29 protein-coding genes are annotated in these 17,308 nt (G+C 64.6%); all 29 read right to left on the reverse strand.

Annotated features, from left to right (window positions below):
• Positions 1-20: 20 nt before the first annotated feature.
• Positions 21-410 (reverse strand): 30S ribosomal protein S11, encoded by a 390-nt coding sequence (gene rpsK, locus ABL312_RS10700; protein ID WP_349357361.1) that lies wholly within the window; start codon positions 408-410, stop codon positions 21-23.
• Positions 411-482: 72 nt separating this feature from the next.
• Complete coding sequence (gene rpsM / locus ABL312_RS10705; protein WP_349357362.1) at positions 483-851, reverse strand: 30S ribosomal protein S13; 369 nt, start codon at positions 849-851, stop codon at positions 483-485.
• 158 nt (positions 852-1,009) lie between these two features.
• A complete protein-coding gene (locus ABL312_RS10710) occupies positions 1,010-1,606 on the reverse strand; it encodes an adenylate kinase (protein ID WP_349357363.1) in 597 nt (198 codons plus the stop codon).
• The gene (secY, locus tag ABL312_RS10715; RefSeq protein ID WP_349357364.1) at positions 1,603-2,937 is read right to left on the reverse strand and encodes a preprotein translocase subunit SecY; all 1,335 of its coding nucleotides are present in this window, start codon (positions 2,935-2,937) and stop codon (positions 1,603-1,605) included. Before secY ends, ABL312_RS10710 begins: the two co-directional genes overlap by 4 nt.
• Positions 2,938-2,983: 46 nt before the next feature.
• Positions 2,984-3,454: a 50S ribosomal protein L15 gene (rplO, locus tag ABL312_RS10720; RefSeq protein WP_349357366.1), complete on the reverse strand. Its 471-nt coding sequence runs from the start codon at positions 3,452-3,454 to the stop codon at positions 2,984-2,986.
• A gap of 19 nt (positions 3,455-3,473) precedes the next feature.
• The gene (rpmD, locus tag ABL312_RS10725; protein WP_349357367.1) at positions 3,474-3,668 is read right to left on the reverse strand and encodes a 50S ribosomal protein L30; all 195 of its coding nucleotides are present in this window, start codon (positions 3,666-3,668) and stop codon (positions 3,474-3,476) included.
• Between the two features lie 42 nt (positions 3,669-3,710).
• Positions 3,711-4,274 (reverse strand): 30S ribosomal protein S5, encoded by a 564-nt coding sequence (gene rpsE / locus ABL312_RS10730; protein WP_349357368.1) that lies wholly within the window; start codon positions 4,272-4,274, stop codon positions 3,711-3,713.
• A 42-nt stretch (positions 4,275-4,316) separates the two neighbouring features.
• Positions 4,317-4,679: a 50S ribosomal protein L18 gene (rplR, locus tag ABL312_RS10735; protein WP_349357369.1), complete on the reverse strand. Its 363-nt coding sequence runs from the start codon at positions 4,677-4,679 to the stop codon at positions 4,317-4,319.
• Positions 4,680-4,690: 11 nt separating this feature from the next.
• A complete protein-coding gene (rplF, locus tag ABL312_RS10740; RefSeq protein WP_349357371.1) occupies positions 4,691-5,224 on the reverse strand; it encodes a 50S ribosomal protein L6 in 534 nt (177 codons plus the stop codon).
• Between the two features lie 44 nt (positions 5,225-5,268).
• The gene (gene rpsH, locus ABL312_RS10745; RefSeq protein WP_349357372.1) at positions 5,269-5,667 is read right to left on the reverse strand and encodes a 30S ribosomal protein S8; all 399 of its coding nucleotides are present in this window, start codon (positions 5,665-5,667) and stop codon (positions 5,269-5,271) included.
• A 10-nt stretch (positions 5,668-5,677) separates the two neighbouring features.
• A complete protein-coding gene (rpsN, locus tag ABL312_RS10750) occupies positions 5,678-5,983 on the reverse strand; it encodes a 30S ribosomal protein S14 (RefSeq protein WP_349357373.1) in 306 nt (101 codons plus the stop codon).
• Between the two features lie 27 nt (positions 5,984-6,010).
• Positions 6,011-6,568 (reverse strand): 50S ribosomal protein L5, encoded by a 558-nt coding sequence (gene rplE / locus ABL312_RS10755; protein WP_349357374.1) that lies wholly within the window; start codon positions 6,566-6,568, stop codon positions 6,011-6,013.
• Positions 6,561-6,878, reverse strand: a complete 318-nt coding sequence (rplX, locus tag ABL312_RS10760; RefSeq protein WP_349357375.1) for a 50S ribosomal protein L24 — start codon at positions 6,876-6,878, stop codon at positions 6,561-6,563. Before rplX ends, rplE begins: the two co-directional genes overlap by 8 nt.
• Positions 6,878-7,246 carry a 50S ribosomal protein L14 gene (gene rplN / locus ABL312_RS10765; RefSeq protein ID WP_349357376.1) on the reverse strand — a complete coding sequence of 123 codons (369 nt, stop codon included), beginning with the start codon at positions 7,244-7,246 and terminating at the stop codon, positions 6,878-6,880. The genes rplX and rplN overlap by 1 nt, the downstream gene beginning before the upstream one ends.
• 56 nt (positions 7,247-7,302) lie before the next feature.
• A complete protein-coding gene (gene rpsQ, locus ABL312_RS10770) occupies positions 7,303-7,545 on the reverse strand; it encodes a 30S ribosomal protein S17 (RefSeq protein ID WP_349357377.1) in 243 nt (80 codons plus the stop codon).
• Positions 7,546-7,555: 10 nt separating this feature from the next.
• Positions 7,556-7,756: a 50S ribosomal protein L29 gene (rpmC, locus tag ABL312_RS10775; RefSeq protein WP_349357378.1), complete on the reverse strand. Its 201-nt coding sequence runs from the start codon at positions 7,754-7,756 to the stop codon at positions 7,556-7,558.
• A gap of 23 nt (positions 7,757-7,779) precedes the next feature.
• The gene (gene rplP, locus ABL312_RS10780) at positions 7,780-8,193 is read right to left on the reverse strand and encodes a 50S ribosomal protein L16 (RefSeq protein WP_349357379.1); all 414 of its coding nucleotides are present in this window, start codon (positions 8,191-8,193) and stop codon (positions 7,780-7,782) included.
• A gap of 45 nt (positions 8,194-8,238) precedes the next feature.
• Positions 8,239-8,955, reverse strand: a complete 717-nt coding sequence (rpsC, locus tag ABL312_RS10785) for a 30S ribosomal protein S3 (RefSeq protein WP_349357380.1) — start codon at positions 8,953-8,955, stop codon at positions 8,239-8,241.
• Positions 8,955-9,335, reverse strand: a complete 381-nt coding sequence (gene rplV, locus ABL312_RS10790) for a 50S ribosomal protein L22 (protein WP_349357381.1) — start codon at positions 9,333-9,335, stop codon at positions 8,955-8,957. Before rplV ends, rpsC begins: the two co-directional genes overlap by 1 nt.
• A gap of 2 nt (positions 9,336-9,337) precedes the next feature.
• On the reverse strand, positions 9,338-9,616 hold the full coding sequence (gene rpsS / locus ABL312_RS10795; RefSeq protein ID WP_349357382.1) for a 30S ribosomal protein S19: 279 nt from the start codon (positions 9,614-9,616) through the stop codon (positions 9,338-9,340).
• A 12-nt stretch (positions 9,617-9,628) separates the two neighbouring features.
• Positions 9,629-10,462 (reverse strand): 50S ribosomal protein L2, encoded by an 834-nt coding sequence (gene rplB / locus ABL312_RS10800; RefSeq protein WP_349357383.1) that lies wholly within the window; start codon positions 10,460-10,462, stop codon positions 9,629-9,631.
• Between the two features lie 16 nt (positions 10,463-10,478).
• Complete coding sequence (locus ABL312_RS10805; RefSeq protein WP_349357384.1) at positions 10,479-10,772, reverse strand: 50S ribosomal protein L23; 294 nt, start codon at positions 10,770-10,772, stop codon at positions 10,479-10,481.
• A complete protein-coding gene (rplD, locus tag ABL312_RS10810) occupies positions 10,769-11,389 on the reverse strand; it encodes a 50S ribosomal protein L4 (protein ID WP_349357385.1) in 621 nt (206 codons plus the stop codon). Before rplD ends, ABL312_RS10805 begins: the two co-directional genes overlap by 4 nt.
• Entirely contained in the window at positions 11,389-12,102 is a 714-nt protein-coding gene (gene rplC / locus ABL312_RS10815) for a 50S ribosomal protein L3 (protein ID WP_349357386.1), read from the reverse strand. The genes rplD and rplC overlap by 1 nt, the downstream gene beginning before the upstream one ends.
• A 22-nt stretch (positions 12,103-12,124) precedes the next feature.
• Positions 12,125-12,433, reverse strand: coding sequence for a 30S ribosomal protein S10 (gene rpsJ, locus ABL312_RS10820; RefSeq protein WP_029057583.1), 309 nt, complete (start codon positions 12,431-12,433; stop codon positions 12,125-12,127).
• Between the two features lie 56 nt (positions 12,434-12,489).
• Complete coding sequence (gene tuf / locus ABL312_RS10825) at positions 12,490-13,665, reverse strand: elongation factor Tu (RefSeq protein WP_349357387.1); 1,176 nt, start codon at positions 13,663-13,665, stop codon at positions 12,490-12,492.
• 49 nt (positions 13,666-13,714) lie between these two features.
• Entirely contained in the window at positions 13,715-15,790 is a 2,076-nt protein-coding gene (gene fusA, locus ABL312_RS10830; protein ID WP_349357388.1) for an elongation factor G, read from the reverse strand.
• A gap of 23 nt (positions 15,791-15,813) precedes the next feature.
• Positions 15,814-16,284, reverse strand: a complete 471-nt coding sequence (gene rpsG / locus ABL312_RS10835) for a 30S ribosomal protein S7 (protein WP_349357389.1) — start codon at positions 16,282-16,284, stop codon at positions 15,814-15,816.
• A gap of 723 nt (positions 16,285-17,007) precedes the next feature.
• The gene (locus ABL312_RS10840) at positions 17,008-17,304 is read right to left on the reverse strand and encodes a regulator (protein ID WP_349357390.1); all 297 of its coding nucleotides are present in this window, start codon (positions 17,302-17,304) and stop codon (positions 17,008-17,010) included.
• Positions 17,305-17,308: the final 4 nt, after the last annotated feature.

The raw sequence follows: 17,308 nt of genomic DNA on the forward strand, positions 1-17,308 counted from the left end.
TCGGGAGGGAACGTCTGGGATCAGACGCGGCGGCGCTTGCGCGGACGACACCCGTTGTGCGGGATCGGCGTCACGTCGCGGATCGAGGTCACCACGAAGCCGGCGGCCTGGAGCGCGCGCAGGGCGGACTCACGACCCGAACCGGGGCCGCGAACCTCGACCTCGAGGGTGCGCATGCCGTGCTCGGCCGCCTTCTTGCCGGCGTCCTCGGCCGCGACCTGGGCGGCGTAGGGCGTCGACTTGCGCGAGCCCTTGAAGCCCATCGCGCCGGCGGACGACCAGGAGATCGCGTTGCCTTGGGCATCCGTGATCGTGATCATCGTGTTGTTGAAGGTCGAATTCACATGCGCAACGCCGGAAGAAATGTTCTTCCGTTCGCGGCGACGCACGCGCGTGGTGTCTTTTGCCATTTCTGTTTCCTTTGATCGATCTCGTCACCGCCGTCACAACCGGCGGCTCCACCGGGCCGTATCGCCGAAAGACTACTTCTTCTTGCCGGCGATCGGCTTGGCCGGACCCTTGCGGGTGCGGGCATTCGTGTGCGTGCGCTGACCGCGCACGGGCAGACCGCGACGATGACGCAGGCCGCGGTAGCAGCCAAGGTCCATCAGACGCTTGATGTTCATCGCCGTCTCGCGGCGCAGATCGCCCTCGACCAGATAGTCGCGGTCGATGGTCTCGCGCATCGCCAGAACCTCGGCGTCCGACAGCTCGTTCACCCGACGCTCCGGCGCGATATTCACCTTCTCGATGATTTCCTGCGCGAACTTCGGGCCGATGCCGTGAATGTACTGAAGCGCGATGACGACGCGCTTGTTCGTCGGGATGTTTACACCTGCGATACGGGCCACTGCCGTCTCCATGTTAAGGCGCGCCACAAGGCGCGCGGGTTGCCCCGCGTCCGGTGGAGGCCGGCCCCTGCGGGGAGATCTCTATGCGCCGCCAAGACGCACAAATCCCGCGCTCCTCGCGCGGGATCATGCATCGACTTTGCGGCAGGGGGCGAGCCTTAGCCCGCAACCTCGATGGCGTCAAGAGCGGAATCGATGTCGGCCGAGACCTCGTCGATGGATTTCATGCCGTCGACCACCTTCAACTGACCGCGCTCGCGGTAAAACGGCGCCACGACCGCAGTATCGCGGTTGTAGGCCTCGAGCCGCTGCTTGAAGACCTCCGGGTCGTCGTCCTTGCGCACCGGCTGGCCGTTGGCCTTGGCCTCTTCCGCCCGTTTCACGATGCGGTCGACCAGCTTCGACTGGTCGACGTCGAGCTCGAGCACGACGTCGAGCTTCAGCCCCTTGTCGGCCAGCATCGCGTCGAGCGCCTCGGCCTGCGCGACGGTGCGCGGAAAGCCGTCGAGAATGAAGCCCGTCTTCGCGTCGTCTTCCTCGATCCGGTCGGCCACGATCCCGATGACGATGTCGTCGGACACGAGCCCGCCGGCATCCATCACCGCCTTCGCCTTCAGCCCGACCGGCGTTCCGGCCGCAACCGCGGCGCGCAGCATGTCGCCGGTCGAAAGCTGCGGGATGCCGTGCTTCTGGACGAGGCGCGCGGCCTGCGTCCCCTTGCCGGCCCCCGGCGGACCGAGAAAAATCAACCTCATCGACGCTTCCCCCTCAGTTTCGACTTCTTCACAAGTCCCTCGTACTGATGCGCGAGCAAATGGCCCTGGATCTGGGACACCGTATCCATGGTCACGCTGACGACGATCAGCAGGGACGTGCCACCGAAGTAGAACGGAACGCCGGTCGCGGAAATGAGGAATTCGGGTAATAGACAGACCAGAACGATGTAGATCGCACCCACAACCGTCACGCGTGTCAGCACATAGTCGATATATTGCGCCGTCCGCTCGCCCGGCCGGATGCCGGGGATGAAGCCGCCGTGCTTCTTCAGATTGTCGGCCGTGTCCGACGGATTGAACACGATCGCGGTGTAGAAGAAGCAGAAGAACACGATCAGAACCGCGTAGAGCAGCATGTAAAGGGGTTGCCCGTGGCCGAGCAGCGCCGTGATCGTGGTCAGCCAGCCGTCCTCTCCGCCCGTCGCGCCGAGACCCGAGATTGTCGCCGGCACCAGGAGCAGCGAGGAGGCGAAGATCGGCGGAATGACGCCCGCGGTGTTGAGCTTCAGCGGCAGGAACGAGGTGTTGCCCTCGAACATCCGGTTGCCCATCTGCCGCTTCGGATACTGGATCAGCAGCCGGCGCTGCGCGCGCTCCATGAACACGATCAGCGCGATCACGACGATCGACAGCAGGATCACGCCGATGATGATCGGCGTCGCCAGCGCGCCCTGACGCCCGAGTTCCAGCGTCGCCGCGATGGCCGAGGGAAGACCCGCCACGATGCCCGCGAAGATGATCAGCGAAATACCGTTGCCGATACCGCGCGACGTGATCTGCTCGCCGAGCCACATCAGGAACATCGTGCCGCCGACCAGCGTGATCACCGCCGAGATGCGGAAGAACCAGCCCGGATCGGTCACCACATTGGTGGCGCTTTCCAGCCCCACCGCGATCCCGTAGGCCTGGAACGTCGCCAGCACCACCGTGCCGTAGCGGGTGTACTGGTTGATGACCTTGCGGCCCTGCTCGCCCTCCTTCTTCAGCTGCTCCAGCGTCGGCACGACGGAGGTCAGCAGCTGAATGATGATGGAGGCCGAGATGTAGGGCATGATCCCGAGCGCCAGGATCGCCATGCGTTCCACGGCACCGCCGGTGAACATGTTGAACAGGCCGACGATCCCCTGCTGCGCCTGGCCAAAGGCCTGGGCGAAGGCTTCGGGGTTGATCCCCGGCAGCGGCACGTAGGTGCCGAACCGATACACAAGAAGCGCACCCAGTGTGAACCAGATACGCTTCTTCAATTCCTCGGCTTTGGCGAAGGCTGAAAAATTCAGGTTAGCCGCTAGCTGTTCGGCAGCAGATGCCATTCCAGGCTCCGGTCAAATTCGAATGCAGGAACTGGGAAACCCAGGCTTATTCAGCCTGGGCTCCGATAATCGTCACCTTGCCGCCGGCCTTCTCGACCGCCTCGACGGCGGCTTTGGAGGCCCCGGCGAGTTCGAACGACACGGCGGTCTTGAGTTCGCCGTCGGACAGGAGGCGCACGCCGTCCTTGACCCGGCGGATCACGCCGGCCGCCTTGAGCGCCTCGGCCGTCACCGTCTGACCGGCGTCCAGCTTGCCCGCATCGATGGCCGTCTGGACGCGACCGAGCGACACGACGCTGAAGGACTTGGCGAAGATGTTGGTGAAGCCGCGCTTCGGCAGGCGGCGATGCAGCGGCATCTGGCCGCCCTCGAAGCCTTTAATGGCCACGCCCGAGCGCGACTTCTGGCCCTTGACGCCACGTCCGCCAGTCTTGCCCTTGCCGGAGCCGATGCCGCGACCAACGCGCGTCCGCTCCTTGACCGCACCCGGGTTGTCCCGGAGATCGTTGAGTTTCATCTGTCTCTCCTCGCCCCTCTTACGCGCCGTCGACGACGCGAACGAGGTGCTGAACCTTCCGGATCATGCCGCGCACTTCCGGGGTATCCTTGAGCGTCGAACGGCGGTGCATCTTGTTCAGGCCGAGGCCGACCAGCGTGGCACGCTGATCCTTCGGACGCCGAAGCGGGCTACCCACCTGCTCGACCGTAATGGTCTTTTCGCTGTTCGCCATGGAACCAAGCCTCATTCAAGCTGGGAACGGAAGGCGCCGAGGTCAAGCCTCGGCGGCCTGGACGCTGTCGTCGATGTCCCGGCGCCGGGCCTGGATCTGCGACACCTTGAGGCCGCGACGCGCCGCGACCGAACGCGGGCTGTCTTCCTGCTTCAACGCCTCGAAGGTCGCCCGCACCATGTTGTAGGGGTTCGCCGAGCCGAGCGACTTGGCCACGACGTCCTGGACGCCGAGCGTCTCGAACACCGCACGCATCGGACCGCCGGCGATGATGCCGGTACCGGCCGGAGCAGCCCGCAGCAGAACCTTGCCCGCGCCATGACGGCCGTTGACGTCGTGATGCAGCGTCCGGCCCTCGCGCAGCGGCACCCGGATCATCGACCGCTTGGCCGCTTCCGTCGCCTTGCGGATCGCCTCCGGCACCTCACGCGCCTTGCCGTGACCGAAGCCCACGCGGCCCTTCTGGTCGCCGACCACCACCAGCGCGGCAAAGCCGAACCGACGGCCGCCCTTCACGACCTTGGCGACGCGGTTGATGTGCACGAGCTTGTCGACAAACTCGCTGTCGCGCTCGCCTCCGCGGTCCCGTGTATCCTGTCTCGCCATAATTTTCGCTTCCGTTTGTCTGTGAGCGTCTTCCAACGACGATCAGAATTCCAGACCGCCCTCGCGCGCTGCCTCGGCCAGAGCCTTGACGCGCCCGTGGTACATGTAGCCACCGCGATCGAACACGACCTTGGTGACGCCGGCCGCCTTCGCGCGCTCGGCGATCGCCTTGCCGACGATCGCAGCCGCCTCGGCGTTGCCGCCGCTCTTCAGCGTGCCGCGCAGGTCCTTCTCGACCGTCGAGGCGGCGGCCAGCGTGTGACCCTTCGCATCGTCGATGACCTGGGCATAGATCTGGTTGGAAGAACGGTACACCGACAGGCGGGGACGCCCGTTGAGCACCTTCTTGATCGAACGACGGACGCGGTCGCGACGGCGTTCGAAGCCGGATTGGGTCTTCGCCATGATTGCGTCCGTTACTTCTTCTTGCCTTCCTTGCGAACGATGTATTCGCCCGCGTATCGAATGCCCTTGCCCTTGTAGGGCTCGGGCGGACGGTAGGCGCGGATCTCGGCCGCCACCTGCCCGACGCGCTGCTTGTCCATGCCGGAGATCACGATCTCGGTCGGCTTGGGGCAGGCGACGGTGATGTCGTCCGGCATCACATGCACCACGTCGTGCGACAGTCCGAGCGCCAGCTGCAGATTGCGGCCCTGCACCTGCGCGCGATAGCCGACACCGGTGATCTCCAGCTTCTTCTCGAAGCCCTTGCTCACGCCGGTGACGAGATTTTCGATCATGGTGCGGGACATGCCCCACATCGCGCGCGCCGGCTTGCTGTCGACCCGCGGATCCACCTTGATCCCGTCTTCCGTCATTTCGGCCAGAACGAGGCTGTTGAGCACGAAGGACATCTGTCCCTTCGGCCCCTTCACCTCAACCGTCTGGCCGTTGATCGTTGCCGTTACCCCGCTCGGCACGGGGACTGGCTTCTTGCCAATTCGAGACATATGACCAACCTGTCCAGTTCATTCACGGCGAGACCGCCGCCGCATCAGAAGATGCGGCAGAGAACCTCGCCACCCACATTGTGTTCCCGCGCATCGTGGTCCGCCATGACGCCACGCGGCGTCGACAGGATCGACACGCCCAGGCCGTTGGCGACCCGCGGGATGTTCTTGACGGAGGAATACACCCGCCGTCCCGGCTTGGACACCCGCTCGATGGAGCGGATCGCCGGCTCGCCGTCGAAATACTTGAGCTCGATCTCGAGCTCCGACTTGCCGCCGTCGTATTCCACCGTCGAATAGCCCCGGATATACCCCTCCGCGGCCAGCACGTCGAGCACATGCTCGCGCAGCTTGGACGCGGGAGAGGAAACCTTGTTCTTGCGCCGCATCTGCGCATTGCGGATGCGGGTGAGCATGTCGCCCAAGGGATCTGACATCGCCATCGGACTCTCCTTACCAGCTCGACTTGACCAGGCCCGGGACCAAGCCCTTCGAGCCAAGTTCACGCAACGCGACACGCGACATCTTCAGCTTGCGGTAATACCCGCGCGGACGCCCCGTGACCTCGCAGCGGTTGCGCAGACGCACCGCGGCGGAGTTGCGCGGGAGCTCCGCAAGCTTCAGCCGCGCCGCGAACCGCTCCTCCAGGGAGAGGCTCTCGTCGTTGGCCGCCGCCTTCAGCGCCTCGCGCTTGGCCGCATACTTCTTAACGAGCCGCTCGCGCCGCTTGTTCTTTTCGATCGCGCTCTTCTTCGCCATCGTCTGTCCTCGTTCCTTTCCCGCCGCTTACTTGCGGAACGGGAAGTTGAACGCGCGCAGAAGCTCGCGCGCCTCGTCATCGTTGTCCGCGGTCGTGCACACGATCACGTCAAGGCCCCAAATCTGGTCGACCTTGTCGTAATTGATCTCCGGGAACACGATGTGCTCCTTGATGCCCATCGCGTAATTGCCGCGACCGTCGAAGCTCTTGGCGTTCAGTCCGCGGAAGTCGCGAACGCGCGGCAGCGCGATCGTGATCAGCCGGTCCAGAAACTCATACATGCGCTCGCCGCGCAGCGTCACCTTCGCACCGAGCGGCATGCCCTCGCGCACCTTGAAGGTGGCGATCGACTTGCGCGCCTTGGTGATCACCGGCCGCTGGCCGGCGATCTGGGCCAGGTCCTCGGCGGCGATCTTCGCCTTCTTGCTGTCGGCGACCGCCTCGCCCACGCCCATGTTGAGAACGATCTTCTCGAGCGCAGGGATCTGCATCGGGTTCTTGTAATTGAACTTTTCCTGCAGCTGCGGACGGATCTGCTCGAGATACTGCGTCTTCAGCCGCGGCAGGGTCTTTGCTTCAGCCATCGATCAGATCCCCCGAGCGCTTGGCCACGCGCACCTTGGTGCCGTCGTCCTTCACCTGGAAACCGACACGCGTCGGCTTTCCGTCCTTCGGATCGGCGACTGCCAGATTGGACAGGTGGATCGGCAGCTCCTTGGACACGATGCCGCCCTCGGCCTGCGCGGTCTGGCGCTGATGGCGCCGCACCACGTTCACGCCGCGCACCACCGCGCGATTGTCCTTCGGCAGCAGCTCGACCACTTCGCCGGTCTTGCCCTTGTCACGGCCGGTCAGCACGACCACCGTGTCGCCCTTCTTGATCTTGGCGGCCATTACAGCACCTCCGGAGCGAGCGAAATCACCTTCATGTGGTTCTTCGCACGCAGCTCACGCGGAACCGGGCCGAAAATACGGGTTCCCACCGGTTCCTTGTTGTTGTTGACCAGAACGGCCGCATTGCGGTCGAACCGGATCACCGAGCCGTCGGGCCGGCGGATATCCTTCGCCGTACGCACGACGACCGCTTTCATCACGTCGCCCTTTTTCACACGGCCGCGCGGACTGGCCTCCTTGACGCTGACGACGATGATGTCGCCGACGCTGGCATACTTCCGCTTCGAGCCGCCGAGCACCTTGATGCACATGACACGACGGGCGCCGGAATTATCCGCCACGTCGAGGTTTGTTTGCATCTGAATCATGACTGGCCGCCTTGTTTGTCTATCACCGTGCCCGCGCTTCGAGCCCGGAAGTCATGTCAGTCCGCCGTCGAACCTTCGACGACGGTCCAGGTTTTGTTCTTCGAGATCGGCGCGCATTCCTGGATGAGGACGGTGTCGCCCACCTTGCACGCGTTGGCCTCGTCGTGCGCCCGGTACTTCTTGGTCCGGCGCACGGTCTTCTTGAACAGCGGATGGGTGAACCGGCGCTCAACGCGGACCGTCACCGTCTTTTCGTTGGCATCGCTCACCACGACGCCCTGCAGCACGCGTTTCGGCATGATCGTCTCCTTACGCGCCGGTGGCCACGCGCTTTTCGCGCATGATCGTCTGAATGCGCGCGATGTCGCGCCGCACCTGGCGCACCCGCGCCGTGTTCTCGAGCTGGCCGGTCGCCTTCTGGAAGCGCAGGTTGAACTGCTCCTTCTTCAGGCCTTCGAGTTCCGTGCCGAGCTCGTCCAGGGTCTTTGCCCGAACGTCTGTCGCCTTCATGGCTCTAATTCTCCTGGTCCGCCTTAGTCCGCGATACGCTGGACGAAGCGGCACTTGATCGGCAGCTTCGCCGCCGCAAGACGCATCGCCTCACGCGCCGTATCCTCCGGCACGCCGTCGATCTCGAACATGATCCGCCCGGGCTTGACCTTGCACGCCCAATAGTCCGGCGAGCCCTTGCCCTTACCCATACGCACTTCGGTCGGCTTCGAGGACACCGGCACGTCCGGGAAGATCCGGATCCACACACGGCCCGCACGCTTCATGTGACGGGTCATCGCACGACGGGCAGCCTCGATCTGGCGCGCGGTCACCCGCTCAGGCTCGACAGCCTTCAGACCGAAGGCGCCGAAGTTGAGATCGGTGCCCCCCTTGGCTGCGCCGTGGATCCGGCCCTTGTGCTGCTTGCGGAACTTCGTTCGCTTCGGTTGCAGCATCTTCTCTCTCTCGCTTCTTGTCTGTCCGAGACCCGCTCACCGCTCTCAGGCGGCGCGGCCCCGCTCGCGGCGACCGCCGCCCTGGTTCGAACCGTCGCCCTCCACGGCCCGGCGCTCAGACGCCATCGGGTCGTGCTCGAGGATCTCACCCTTGAAGATCCAGACCTTCACGCCGCAGGTGCCATAGGCGGTATGCGCCGTGGCGACGCCGTAGTCGATATCGGCGCGCAGCGTGTGCAGCGGCACACGGCCTTCGCGATACCACTCGGTACGGGCGATCTCGGCACCGCCGAGACGGCCGCCGCAGTTGATCCGGATGCCCTGGGCGCCCATGCGCATGGCCGACTGGACCGAGCGCTTCATGGCGCGGCGGAACGCGACGCGGCGCTCCAGCTGCTGGGCGATGCTGTCGGCGACGAGCTGGGCGTCGACTTCCGGCTTGCGAACCTCGACGATGTTGATGTGCACGTCGGAGTTCGTGATCTTCGCCAGCGCCTTGCGCAGCTTCTCGATGTCCGCGCCCTTCTTACCGATCACCACGCCCGGACGACCCGAGTGGATGGAGACGCGGCACTTGCGGTGCGGACGCTCGACGACGACCTTGGACACGGCCGCCTGCTTCAGGGCCTTGAGGATGTACTCGCGGATGCGGAAATCCTCGTGCAGCAGCTGGCCGTACTCACCCTTGTCCGCGTACCAGCGCGAATCCCAGGTGCGATTGATGCCAAGCCGCAGGCCGATCGGATTGATTTTCTGTCCCATCAGGCGGTCTCCTCGACTTCCCGGACAACGATGGTGAGGTTCGAGAACGGCTTCTCGATCCGACCCACCCGGCCACGGGCGCGGGCCTGGAACCGCTTGATCACGAACGCCTTGCCCACATGCGCCTCGGCGACGACCAGATTGTCGACGTCGAGATCGTGGTTGTTCTCCGCGTTGGCGATGGCCGACATGAGCGCCTTCTTGACGTCGCCGGCGATACGCTTGCGCGAGAAGGTGAGATCGGAAATGGCGCTCTCGACCTTCTTGCCGCGGATCGTGGCCGCGACCATGTTCAGCTTGCGCGGAGAAACCCGCAGCATCCGGGCGACCGCCTTCGCCTCGTTATCGGCGAGCGCACGCCCGCCCTTCGGCTTGCCCATGGTTACTTCCTCTTCGCCTTCTTGTCGGCGCCGTGGCCATAATAGGTCCGGGTCGGCGAGAACTCGCCGAACTTGTGACCGATCATGTCTTCCGACACCAACACCGGAACGTGCTTCTGGCCGTTGTAGACGCCGAAGGTCAGCCCCACGAACTGAGGCAGGATGGTCGAGCGCCGGCTCCAGATCTTGATGACTTCGTTGCGGCCGGATTCGCGCACCTTATCTGCCTTCTTGAGCAGAAAGCCGTCGACGAACGGGCCCTTCCAAACTGAACGTGCCATGGTCGGCCCCCTTTACTTCTTGCGCTGATGCCGGCTGCGGACGATGTACTTGTCCGTCGCCTTGTTCGAACGCGTGCGCTTGCCCTTGGTCGGCTTGCCCCACGGGGTCACCGGATGACGACCGCCGGAGGTCCGGCCCTCACCGCCACCATGCGGGTGGTCGATCGGGTTCATCGCGACACCGCGCACGTTCGGACGACGCCCGAGCCAGCGGCTGCGACCGGCCTTGCCGTGGTTGATGTTCGAATGATCCGGGTTCGACACCGCGCCGATCGAGGCCATGCAGGTGCCGAGCACGCGACGCTGCTCGCCCGACTGCAGGCGGATCGTCGTGTAGCCCTGATCGCGACCGACCACCTGGGCATAGGCGCCCGCGGAGCGCGCGATCTGACCGCCCTTGCCCGGCTTCATCTCCACATTGTGGACGATGGTGCCGACCGGAATGGAGGCCAGCGGCATCGCGTTGCCCGGCTTCACGTCGACCGACTTGCCAGACACCACGGTGTCACCGACGCCGAGGCGCTGCGGCGCCAGGATGTAGGACAGCTCGCCATCGGCATACTTCACCAGCGCGATGAACGCCGTGCGGTTCGGATCGTATTCGATCCGCTCGACGGTCGCCGGGACGTCGGCCTTGGTGCGCTTGAAGTCGACCAGACGGTAGCGGCGCTTGTGCCCGCCACCGCGGTTCGGCGCGGTGGTCCGGCCGTGGTTGTTGCGCCCGCCCGTCTTCGACAGGCCTTCCGTCAGCGTCTTGACCGGCTTGCCCTTGTAGAGCGCGGACCGGTCGACCTGAACCAGCTGACGGCGGCCGGGCGATGTCGGATTAAAGGTCTTGAGTGCCATTTTTCCTTCTCCGCCCTTACAGACCCGTAGTCACGTCGATGGACTGACCCTCGGCCAGCGTGACGACCGCCTTCTTGACGTCCGACTGCTGACCCAGGCGCCCGCGGAACCGCTTCTGCTTGCCCTTGCGGACCAGCGTGTTCACGGCCGTGACCTTGACGCCGAAGAGCTTCTCGACGGCGGCCTTGATCTCGGGCTTGGTCGCGGTCGGAGACACGTTGAAAACGACCTTGTTCTGCTCGGAGGCGTAGGTCGACTTCTCGGTGATCACCGGCGAGACGATCGTGTCGTAGTGCTTCAGAGTGCTCATTTGAACCGCTCCTCCAGGGCCGACACGGCCGCCTTCGTCAGAACCAGCTTCTCGCGCCGCAGCAGGTCGTAGACATTGATGCCCTCGACCGGCAGCACGTCGATCGCCGGAATGTTGCGCGACGCCAGACGGAAGTTCACATCGACCTCGGTGCCATCGACCACGAGCGCATTCGACAGACCGAGTTGCTTCAGCTTCTCGTTCAGCGCCTTGGTTTTCGGCCCGTCGACGCTCGCCGCGTCCAGCACGATCACGCCATCGGCCTTGATCTTGGCCGACAGGGCGTGGCGAAGGCCGAGGGCACGGATCTTCTTGGGAAGATCGTGCTCGTGGCTGCGCACGACCGGCCCATGGGCCTTGCCGCCGCCGCGAAACTGCGGAGCCTTCTTGTTGCCGTGACGCGCGCCGCCCGTGCCCTTCTGGCGCACGAACTTCTTCGTCGACCCGTTGATCTCGGCCCGCTGCTTGGCCTTGTGGGTGCCCGCCTGCCGCTTGGCAAGCTGCCAGCGAACGACCCGATGGATCAGGTCGGTGCGCGGCTCGAGACCGAAGATCTCATCCGACACCGTGATCGAACCGGCGGCGGCCCCGTCGAGGGTCTTCACCTCAAGTTCCATCACTCACTCTCCTTCTCGACCACAGCCGCCGGCGCGTCGCCGGTGCGGAACGCACCCGGCATCGGAACACCGTCCGGAAGGGCCTTCTTCACCGCGTCGCGAATGAGGATCCAGCCGCCCTTCGACCCCGGGACCGCGCCCTGGATCATGATGAGGCCGCGCTCCACATCCGTGCGCACGATCTTCAGGTTCTGCGTGGTCACCTGTTCGGCGCCCATGTGACCGGCCATCTTCTTGCCCTTGAACACCTTGCCGGGGTCCTGGCACTGACCGGTGGAACCGTGCGAACGGTGCGAAATCGACACACCGTGCGAGGCCCGCAGCCCGCCGAAGTTGTGGCGCTTCATCGCACCCGCGAACCCCTTACCGATCGAGGTGCCCGTGACGTCCACGAACTGGCCCTCGACGAAGTGGTCGGCGGTGATCTCCGCGCCCACGTCGATCAGGTTGTCCTGAGAGACGCGGAACTCGGCGAGCTTGCGCTTCGGCTCCACCTTCGCGACAGCGAAGTGACCGCGCGCGGCGCGCGGCGTGTTCTTGACCTTGGCCAGACCGGCGCCGACCTGCAGCGCGGTGTAGCCGTTCTTCTCTTCCGTCCGGTGGGCGACGACCTGACAGTTTTCGAGCTTCAGCACCGTCACCGGCACATGCTCGCCTGCATCGTTGTAGATGCGGGTCATTCCCACCTTCTGTGCGATCACTCCAGAACGCATGGCGTGTCCCCTTGTGAGCGCCTTACAGCTTGATCTCGACGTCGACACCGGCGGCGAGGTCGAGCTTCATCAGCGCGTCCACGGTCTGCGGCGTCGGATCAACGATGTCGAGGAGGCGCTTGTGGGTGCGCATCTCGAACTGATCACGGCTCTTCTTGTCGATATGCGGGCCGCGAAGCACGGTGTACTTCTCGATCCGCGTGGGCAGCGGCACGGGGCCGCGCACTTGTGCACCGGTCCGCTTCGCCGTGCTGACGATCTCGCGGGTCGACGCATCGAGAACCCGATGGTCGAACGCCTTGAGACGGATCCGAATGTTTTGACCGTTCATGTCTCAATCCCCATGCGGGCCGCCGGCGCCTTTTGGCGCCGCGCGGCGAACGCAGATTACTCGACGATTTTCGCGACGACGCCGGCACCCACGGTGCGGCCGCCCTCGCGGATCGCGAAGCGCAGGCCTTCTTCCATCGCGATCGGCACGATCAGCTCGACGTCGACCGACACATTGTCGCCCGGCATCACCATTTCCGTGCCCTCGGGAAGCGTCACCACGCCCGTCACATCCGTCGTGCGGAAGTAGAACTGCGGACGGTAGTTGGTGAAGAACGGCGTATGACGGCCGCCCTCTTCCTTCGTCAGGATGTAGGCCTCGGCCTTGAACTTCGTGTGCGGCGTCACCGAACCCGGCTTGCACAGCACCTGGCCGCGCTCCACGTCCTCGCGGCCGATGCCGCGGATCAGCGCGCCGATGTTGTCGCCCGCCTCGCCCTGATCGAGCAGCTTGCGGAACATCTCAACGCCCGTCACCGTCGTCTTCTTGGTGTCGCGGATGCCGACGATCTCGACTTCCTCGCCCACCTTCACGACGCCGCGCTCCACGCGGCCGGTCACCACCGTGCCACGGCCGGAGATCGAGAACACGTCCTCGATCGGCATCAGGAACGGAAGATCCTTCGGACGCTCCGGGGTCGGGATGTAGTCATCCACGGCCGCCATCAGCTCCTTGATCTTCTCTTCGCCGATGTTGGCGTCGCGGCCCTCGAGCGCGGCAAGCGCCGAGCCGGCCACGATCGGAATGTCGTCGCCCGGGAACTCGTAGGACGACAGAAGCTCGCGCACTTCCATCTCGACGAGCTCCAGCAGCTCCTCGTCGTCCACCTGGTCGACCTTGTTCAGGAATACCACCAGCGCCGGAACGCCGACCTGGCGAGCGAGCAGGATGTGCTCGCGCGTCTGCGGCATCGGGCCGTCAGCGGCCGAGCACACCAGGATCGCGCCGTCCATCTGCGCCGCACCGGTGATCATGTTCTTCACGTAGTCGGCGTGACCCGGGCAGTCGACGTGCGCGTAGTGACGGTTCTCCGTCTCGTACTCCACGTGCGCCGTCGAGATCGTGATGCCGCGCGCCCGCTCTTCCGGCGCGCCGTCGATCTCGTCGTAGGCCTTGAAGTCGCCGAACGACTTCGTGATCGCCGCCGTCAGCGTCGTCTTGCCATGGTCGACGTGGCCGATCGTGCCAATGTTCACGTGCGGCTTCGTCCGCTCAAACTTTGCTTTCGCCATCGGATTTCTCCGTACCTTCGTTCTTTAACCTAAGTGGCGTTGGCAGCAATCAGGCGAACTTCGCCTGAACTTCCTGCGCGACGGCCTGCGGAACCTGTTCGTAGTGGTCGAACACCATCGAGTACTGGGCACGTCCCTGCGACATGGAGCGCAGGTTGTTGACGTAGCCGAACATGTTGGCCAGCGGCACCATGGCATTCACCACGGTGACGACTCCCCGGTTCTCGGTGCCGGTGATCTGACCGCGCCGCGAGTTGAGGTCGCCGATGACATCGCCCATGTAATCTTCCGGCGTCACCACCTCGACCTTCATGATCGGCTCGAGGAGCTTCGGAGCGCCCTTGGCGATGGCTTCGCGGAAGCCGGCGCGCGCGGCGATCTCGAAGGCGAGAACGCTGGAGTCGACGTCGTGGTAGGCACCGTCGATCAGCTTCGCCTTGATGTCGACCATCGGGAAGCCGGCCAGCGGACCGGAGGTCATGACGCTCTCGATACCCTTCTGGACGCCCGGGATGTACTCCTTGGGCACCGAGCCGCCGACGATGGTGCTCTCGAAGGAGAAGCCCTCACCGGCTTCCGCCGGCTCGATCACGATCTTGATGCGGGCGAACTGACCCGAACCACCGGTCTGCTTCTTGTGGGTGTAATCCACCTCGGCCTGACGGGTGATCGTCTCGCGATAGGCCACCTGCGGCGCGCCGATGTTGGCCTCGACCTTGAACTCGCGCTTCATGCGGTCGACGATGATGTCGAGATGAAGCTCGCCCATGCCGGCGATGATGGTCTGGCCGCTTTCCTCGTCCGTCTTCACGCGGAACGAGGGGTCCTCGGCCGCCAGACGGTTGAGCGCGATGCCCATCTTCTCCTGGTCGCTCTTGGTCTTCGGCTCGACCGCGATCTCGATGACCGGATCCGGGAACTCCATGCGCTCCAGGATCACCGGCTTGTTGGGATCGCAGAGCGTGTCGCCCGTGGTCGTCTCCTTCAGACCCGCGACGGCCACGATGTCGCCCGCGTAGGCCACCTCGATGTCCTCACGCGAGTTGGAGTGCATCTGCATCATGCGGCCGATGCGCTCGCGCTTGCCCTTCACCGTGTTCAGCAGCGACACGCCCTTGGTCAGGACGCCCGAGTAGATCCGGCAGAAGGTCAGCGAGCCGACGAAGGGGTCGTTCGCGATCTTGAAGGCCAGCATGCCGAGCGGCTGCTCGTCGCCGGACTTGCGGGTGATTTCTTCTTCGGTCTTCGGGTCGATGCCACGGATGTCGGCCACATCCACCGGGCTCGGCAGGAAGTCGACAACGGCATCGAGGAGCGGCTGAACGCCCTTGTTCTTGAAGGCCGAGCCGCACAGGACCGGAACGAAGTCGCCGGCGATGGTGCCCTTGCGGACCAGCGCCTTGAGCTCTTCGATGCTCGGCTCCTTGCCTTCGAGATAGGCTTCCATGGCGGCCTCGTCGGCCTCCACGGCGGTCTCGATCATGGCCTCGCGGTATTCCTGTGCCTTCTCGACGAGATCGGCGGGAATATCGACCTCATCCCACTGCGCGCCGAGCGACTCGTCGCGCCAGATGAGGGCCTTCATCTTCATCAGATCGACGAGACCAGCGAACTCGTTTTCGGCACCGACCGGCAGCTGGAGAACCAGCGGCGTGGCGCCCAGACGCTTCTTGATCATCTCGACGCAGCGGTAGAAGTCCGCACCGAGCTTGTCCATCTTGTTCACGAAGATCATGCGCGGGACATGATACTTGTCGGCCTGGCGCCAGACCGTCTCGGTCTGCGGCTCGACGCCGGCATTGGCGTCCAGCAGGGCGACGGCACCGTCGAGCACGCGCAGCGACCGCTCGACTTCAATGGTGAAGTCGACGTGGCCCGGCGTGTCGATGATGTTCAGGCGCTTCTCGTTCCAGAACGCCGTGGTCGCAGCAGAGGTGATCGTGATGCCACGCTCCTGCTCCTGCTCCATCCAGTCCATGGTGGCGGCGCCATCGTGGACTTCACCGATCTTGTGGCTCTTGCCGGTGTAGAACAGGATCCGCTCGGTCGTCGTGGTCTTGCCCGCGTCGATGTGGGCCATGATCCCGAAGTTGCGATAGTCTTCGATCTTATGCGTGCGCGACATGGTGCCAGCCTCTTGCGGTGCGATTACCAGCGGTAGTGCGAGAACGCGCGGTTGGCTTCCGCCATCCGGTGCGTGTCTTCACGCTTCTTGACGGCGGAGCCCCGGTTGTTCGCGGCATCCAGCAGCTCGCCCGACAGACGATCCACCATCGTGGTCTCGTTGCGGTTGCGCGCGGCGGAGATCAGCCAGCGAATGGCCAGCGCCTGACGACGGTCCGTGCGGACCTCGACCGGCACCTGATAGGTGGCACCACCGACACGGCGGGAGCGAACCTCGACCTGCGGCATGACGTTGTCCAGCGCGGCGTGGAACACCTCGACCGGGTTCTCGCGCAGCTTGCCTTCGATGATGTCGAACGCACCGTAAACGATACGCTCCGCGGCCGACTTCTTCCCATGGTACATGATGGAATTCATGAACTTGGTGACGACCACGTCCCCGAACTTCGGATCGGGGATGATTTCGCGCTTTTCAGCCCTGTGACGGCGTGACATGGCAGATCCTCAGACCTTGACTTCTCAAAGTACCAACCCGGGGCTGGCCTTTTTGCGCTGCCCGGCGACCCCATCCAGGACCCCCGAGACGTGACGGGCGCCCCGAAGGGACGCAAAACTCCTAGTCCCCGGCGTGAACCGGAGCGGCGTTGCGGCGGTGATCGTCCACCGGTCGATTCCACGACGCACGCGGAATCGCGCCACTTCCCGTGAAACTCACGGGAAAGGCGCCGCCAATCGAGAGGACCACCCGTTGCCGAGCGGTCATGCATACGATGTTTTTCGCCTCGTAATCCCGGCAGCGTCTAAGCGCTCCTTAGTCCAACGCGCGTCGCATCGGAGCGAACAAGTGCTTACCGCCTGCCTTCGGGATGGGCGGAACCTACAGACACCCCCCTCCCCCGTCAAGTGAAACGCGCAAGATTCTGCCGTCGACGGCCTGCGACACCTTTCCCTTGCGTCTTGCATCGCGCGACCGGCGTCGCGCGACCGATAATGTTTCTCAAGACCCCTTTCGCGCATTTTTCTTTCGCGCCGTGCCGGCAACGTCCCATCACCTCAGAGACCGTCCGGCGGGCGGCGCGTCGCCCATGGGGATTCTTAAAGGAATTCCAAACCATTTCCGGTTCCCGCGGGGCGGGATTCGGGTCCGGCGGGCGGGGTCCGCCCGGGCCGAGGCCTGCGATTCCGGCGCGGGATTCGCGCGTCTGCAATCGCGGCAGTTCACTCGCGATAGGTAATGACGGCGACTTCCCCGGCGAGCGCATCCTCATAGGCCGCCTCGAACGTCGGATCGTCCGGCTCTTCCAGGATCACGCCGATCTGGTCCAGATCGACCTCCACGAAGCCCTGCCCGCCGAGCGCCTCGAGCGCGGCCCGCACCGCGCTGTCCTCGTCCGGCGCCTGAAGCAGAATGTTCACCGGAACGTCCGCCAGCGCATCGCCCTCGCCCGGTTCGCGCGCCGTGCCAAGAATGATGAAGACATTCGCACCGCCGTCATCGTCGGAAAACCGTGTCATCTCG

The sequence above is a fragment of the Stappia sp. genome, from assembly GCF_040110915.1.
GTDB lineage: Bacteria > Pseudomonadota > Alphaproteobacteria > Rhizobiales > Stappiaceae > Stappia.

Coding starts and splice junctions, on each gene's coding strand:
- secY (WP_349357364.1), bottom strand. CDS start 2,937: ATGGCATCTGCTGCCGAACAGCTAGCGGCTAACCTGAATTTTTCAGCC.
- rpsJ (WP_029057583.1), bottom strand. CDS start 12,433: ATGAACGGTCAAAACATTCGGATCCGTCTCAAGGCGTTCGACCATCGG.
- rpmC (WP_349357378.1), bottom strand. CDS start 7,756: ATGAAGGCGACAGACGTTCGGGCAAAGACCCTGGACGAGCTCGGCACG.
- rpmD (WP_349357367.1), bottom strand. CDS start 3,668: ATGGCGAACAGCGAAAAGACCATTACGGTCGAGCAGGTGGGTAGCCCG.
- rpsC (WP_349357380.1), bottom strand. CDS start 8,955: ATGGGACAGAAAATCAATCCGATCGGCCTGCGGCTTGGCATCAATCGC.
- rplE (WP_349357374.1), bottom strand. CDS start 6,568: ATGGCTGAAGCAAAGACCCTGCCGCGGCTGAAGACGCAGTATCTCGAG.
- rplV (WP_349357381.1), bottom strand. CDS start 9,335: ATGGGCAAGCCGAAGGGCGGGCGTGCGCTCGCCGATAACGAGGCGAAG.
- fusA (WP_349357388.1), bottom strand. CDS start 15,790: ATGTCGCGCACGCATAAGATCGAAGACTATCGCAACTTCGGGATCATG.
- rpsQ (WP_349357377.1), bottom strand. CDS start 7,545: ATGCCGAAACGCGTGCTGCAGGGCGTCGTGGTGAGCGATGCCAACGAA.
- rplN (WP_349357376.1), bottom strand. CDS start 7,246: ATGATTCAGATGCAAACAAACCTCGACGTGGCGGATAATTCCGGCGCC.
- rpsG (WP_349357389.1), bottom strand. CDS start 16,284: ATGTCACGCCGTCACAGGGCTGAAAAGCGCGAAATCATCCCCGATCCG.
- rpsE (WP_349357368.1), bottom strand. CDS start 4,274: ATGGCGAGACAGGATACACGGGACCGCGGAGGCGAGCGCGACAGCGAG.
- ABL312_RS10805 (WP_349357384.1), bottom strand. CDS start 10,772: ATGAGCACTCTGAAGCACTACGACACGATCGTCTCGCCGGTGATCACC.
- tuf (WP_349357387.1), bottom strand. CDS start 13,665: ATGGCGAAAGCAAAGTTTGAGCGGACGAAGCCGCACGTGAACATTGGC.
- rplB (WP_349357383.1), bottom strand. CDS start 10,462: ATGGCACTCAAGACCTTTAATCCGACATCGCCCGGCCGCCGTCAGCTG.
- rpsN (WP_349357373.1), bottom strand. CDS start 5,983: ATGGCGAAGAAGAGCGCGATCGAAAAGAACAAGCGGCGCGAGCGGCTC.
- rplP (WP_349357379.1), bottom strand. CDS start 8,193: ATGCTGCAACCGAAGCGAACGAAGTTCCGCAAGCAGCACAAGGGCCGG.
- rpsS (WP_349357382.1), bottom strand. CDS start 9,616: ATGGCACGTTCAGTTTGGAAGGGCCCGTTCGTCGACGGCTTTCTGCTC.
- rpsK (WP_349357361.1), bottom strand. CDS start 410: ATGGCAAAAGACACCACGCGCGTGCGTCGCCGCGAACGGAAGAACATT.
- rplO (WP_349357366.1), bottom strand. CDS start 3,454: ATGAAACTCAACGATCTCCGGGACAACCCGGGTGCGGTCAAGGAGCGG.
- rplX (WP_349357375.1), bottom strand. CDS start 6,878: ATGGCCGCCAAGATCAAGAAGGGCGACACGGTGGTCGTGCTGACCGGC.
- rplR (WP_349357369.1), bottom strand. CDS start 4,679: ATGGCGAAGACCCAATCCGGCTTCGAACGCCGTCGCGACCGCGTCCGT.
- rplD (WP_349357385.1), bottom strand. CDS start 11,389: ATGGAACTTGAGGTGAAGACCCTCGACGGGGCCGCCGCCGGTTCGATC.
- ABL312_RS10710 (WP_349357363.1), bottom strand. CDS start 1,606: ATGAGGTTGATTTTTCTCGGTCCGCCGGGGGCCGGCAAGGGGACGCAG.
- ABL312_RS10840 (WP_349357390.1), bottom strand. CDS start 17,304: ATGACACGGTTTTCCGACGATGACGGCGGTGCGAATGTCTTCATCATT.
- rplF (WP_349357371.1), bottom strand. CDS start 5,224: ATGTCTCGAATTGGCAAGAAGCCAGTCCCCGTGCCGAGCGGGGTAACG.
- rplC (WP_349357386.1), bottom strand. CDS start 12,102: ATGCGTTCTGGAGTGATCGCACAGAAGGTGGGAATGACCCGCATCTAC.
- rpsH (WP_349357372.1), bottom strand. CDS start 5,667: ATGGCGATGTCAGATCCCTTGGGCGACATGCTCACCCGCATCCGCAAT.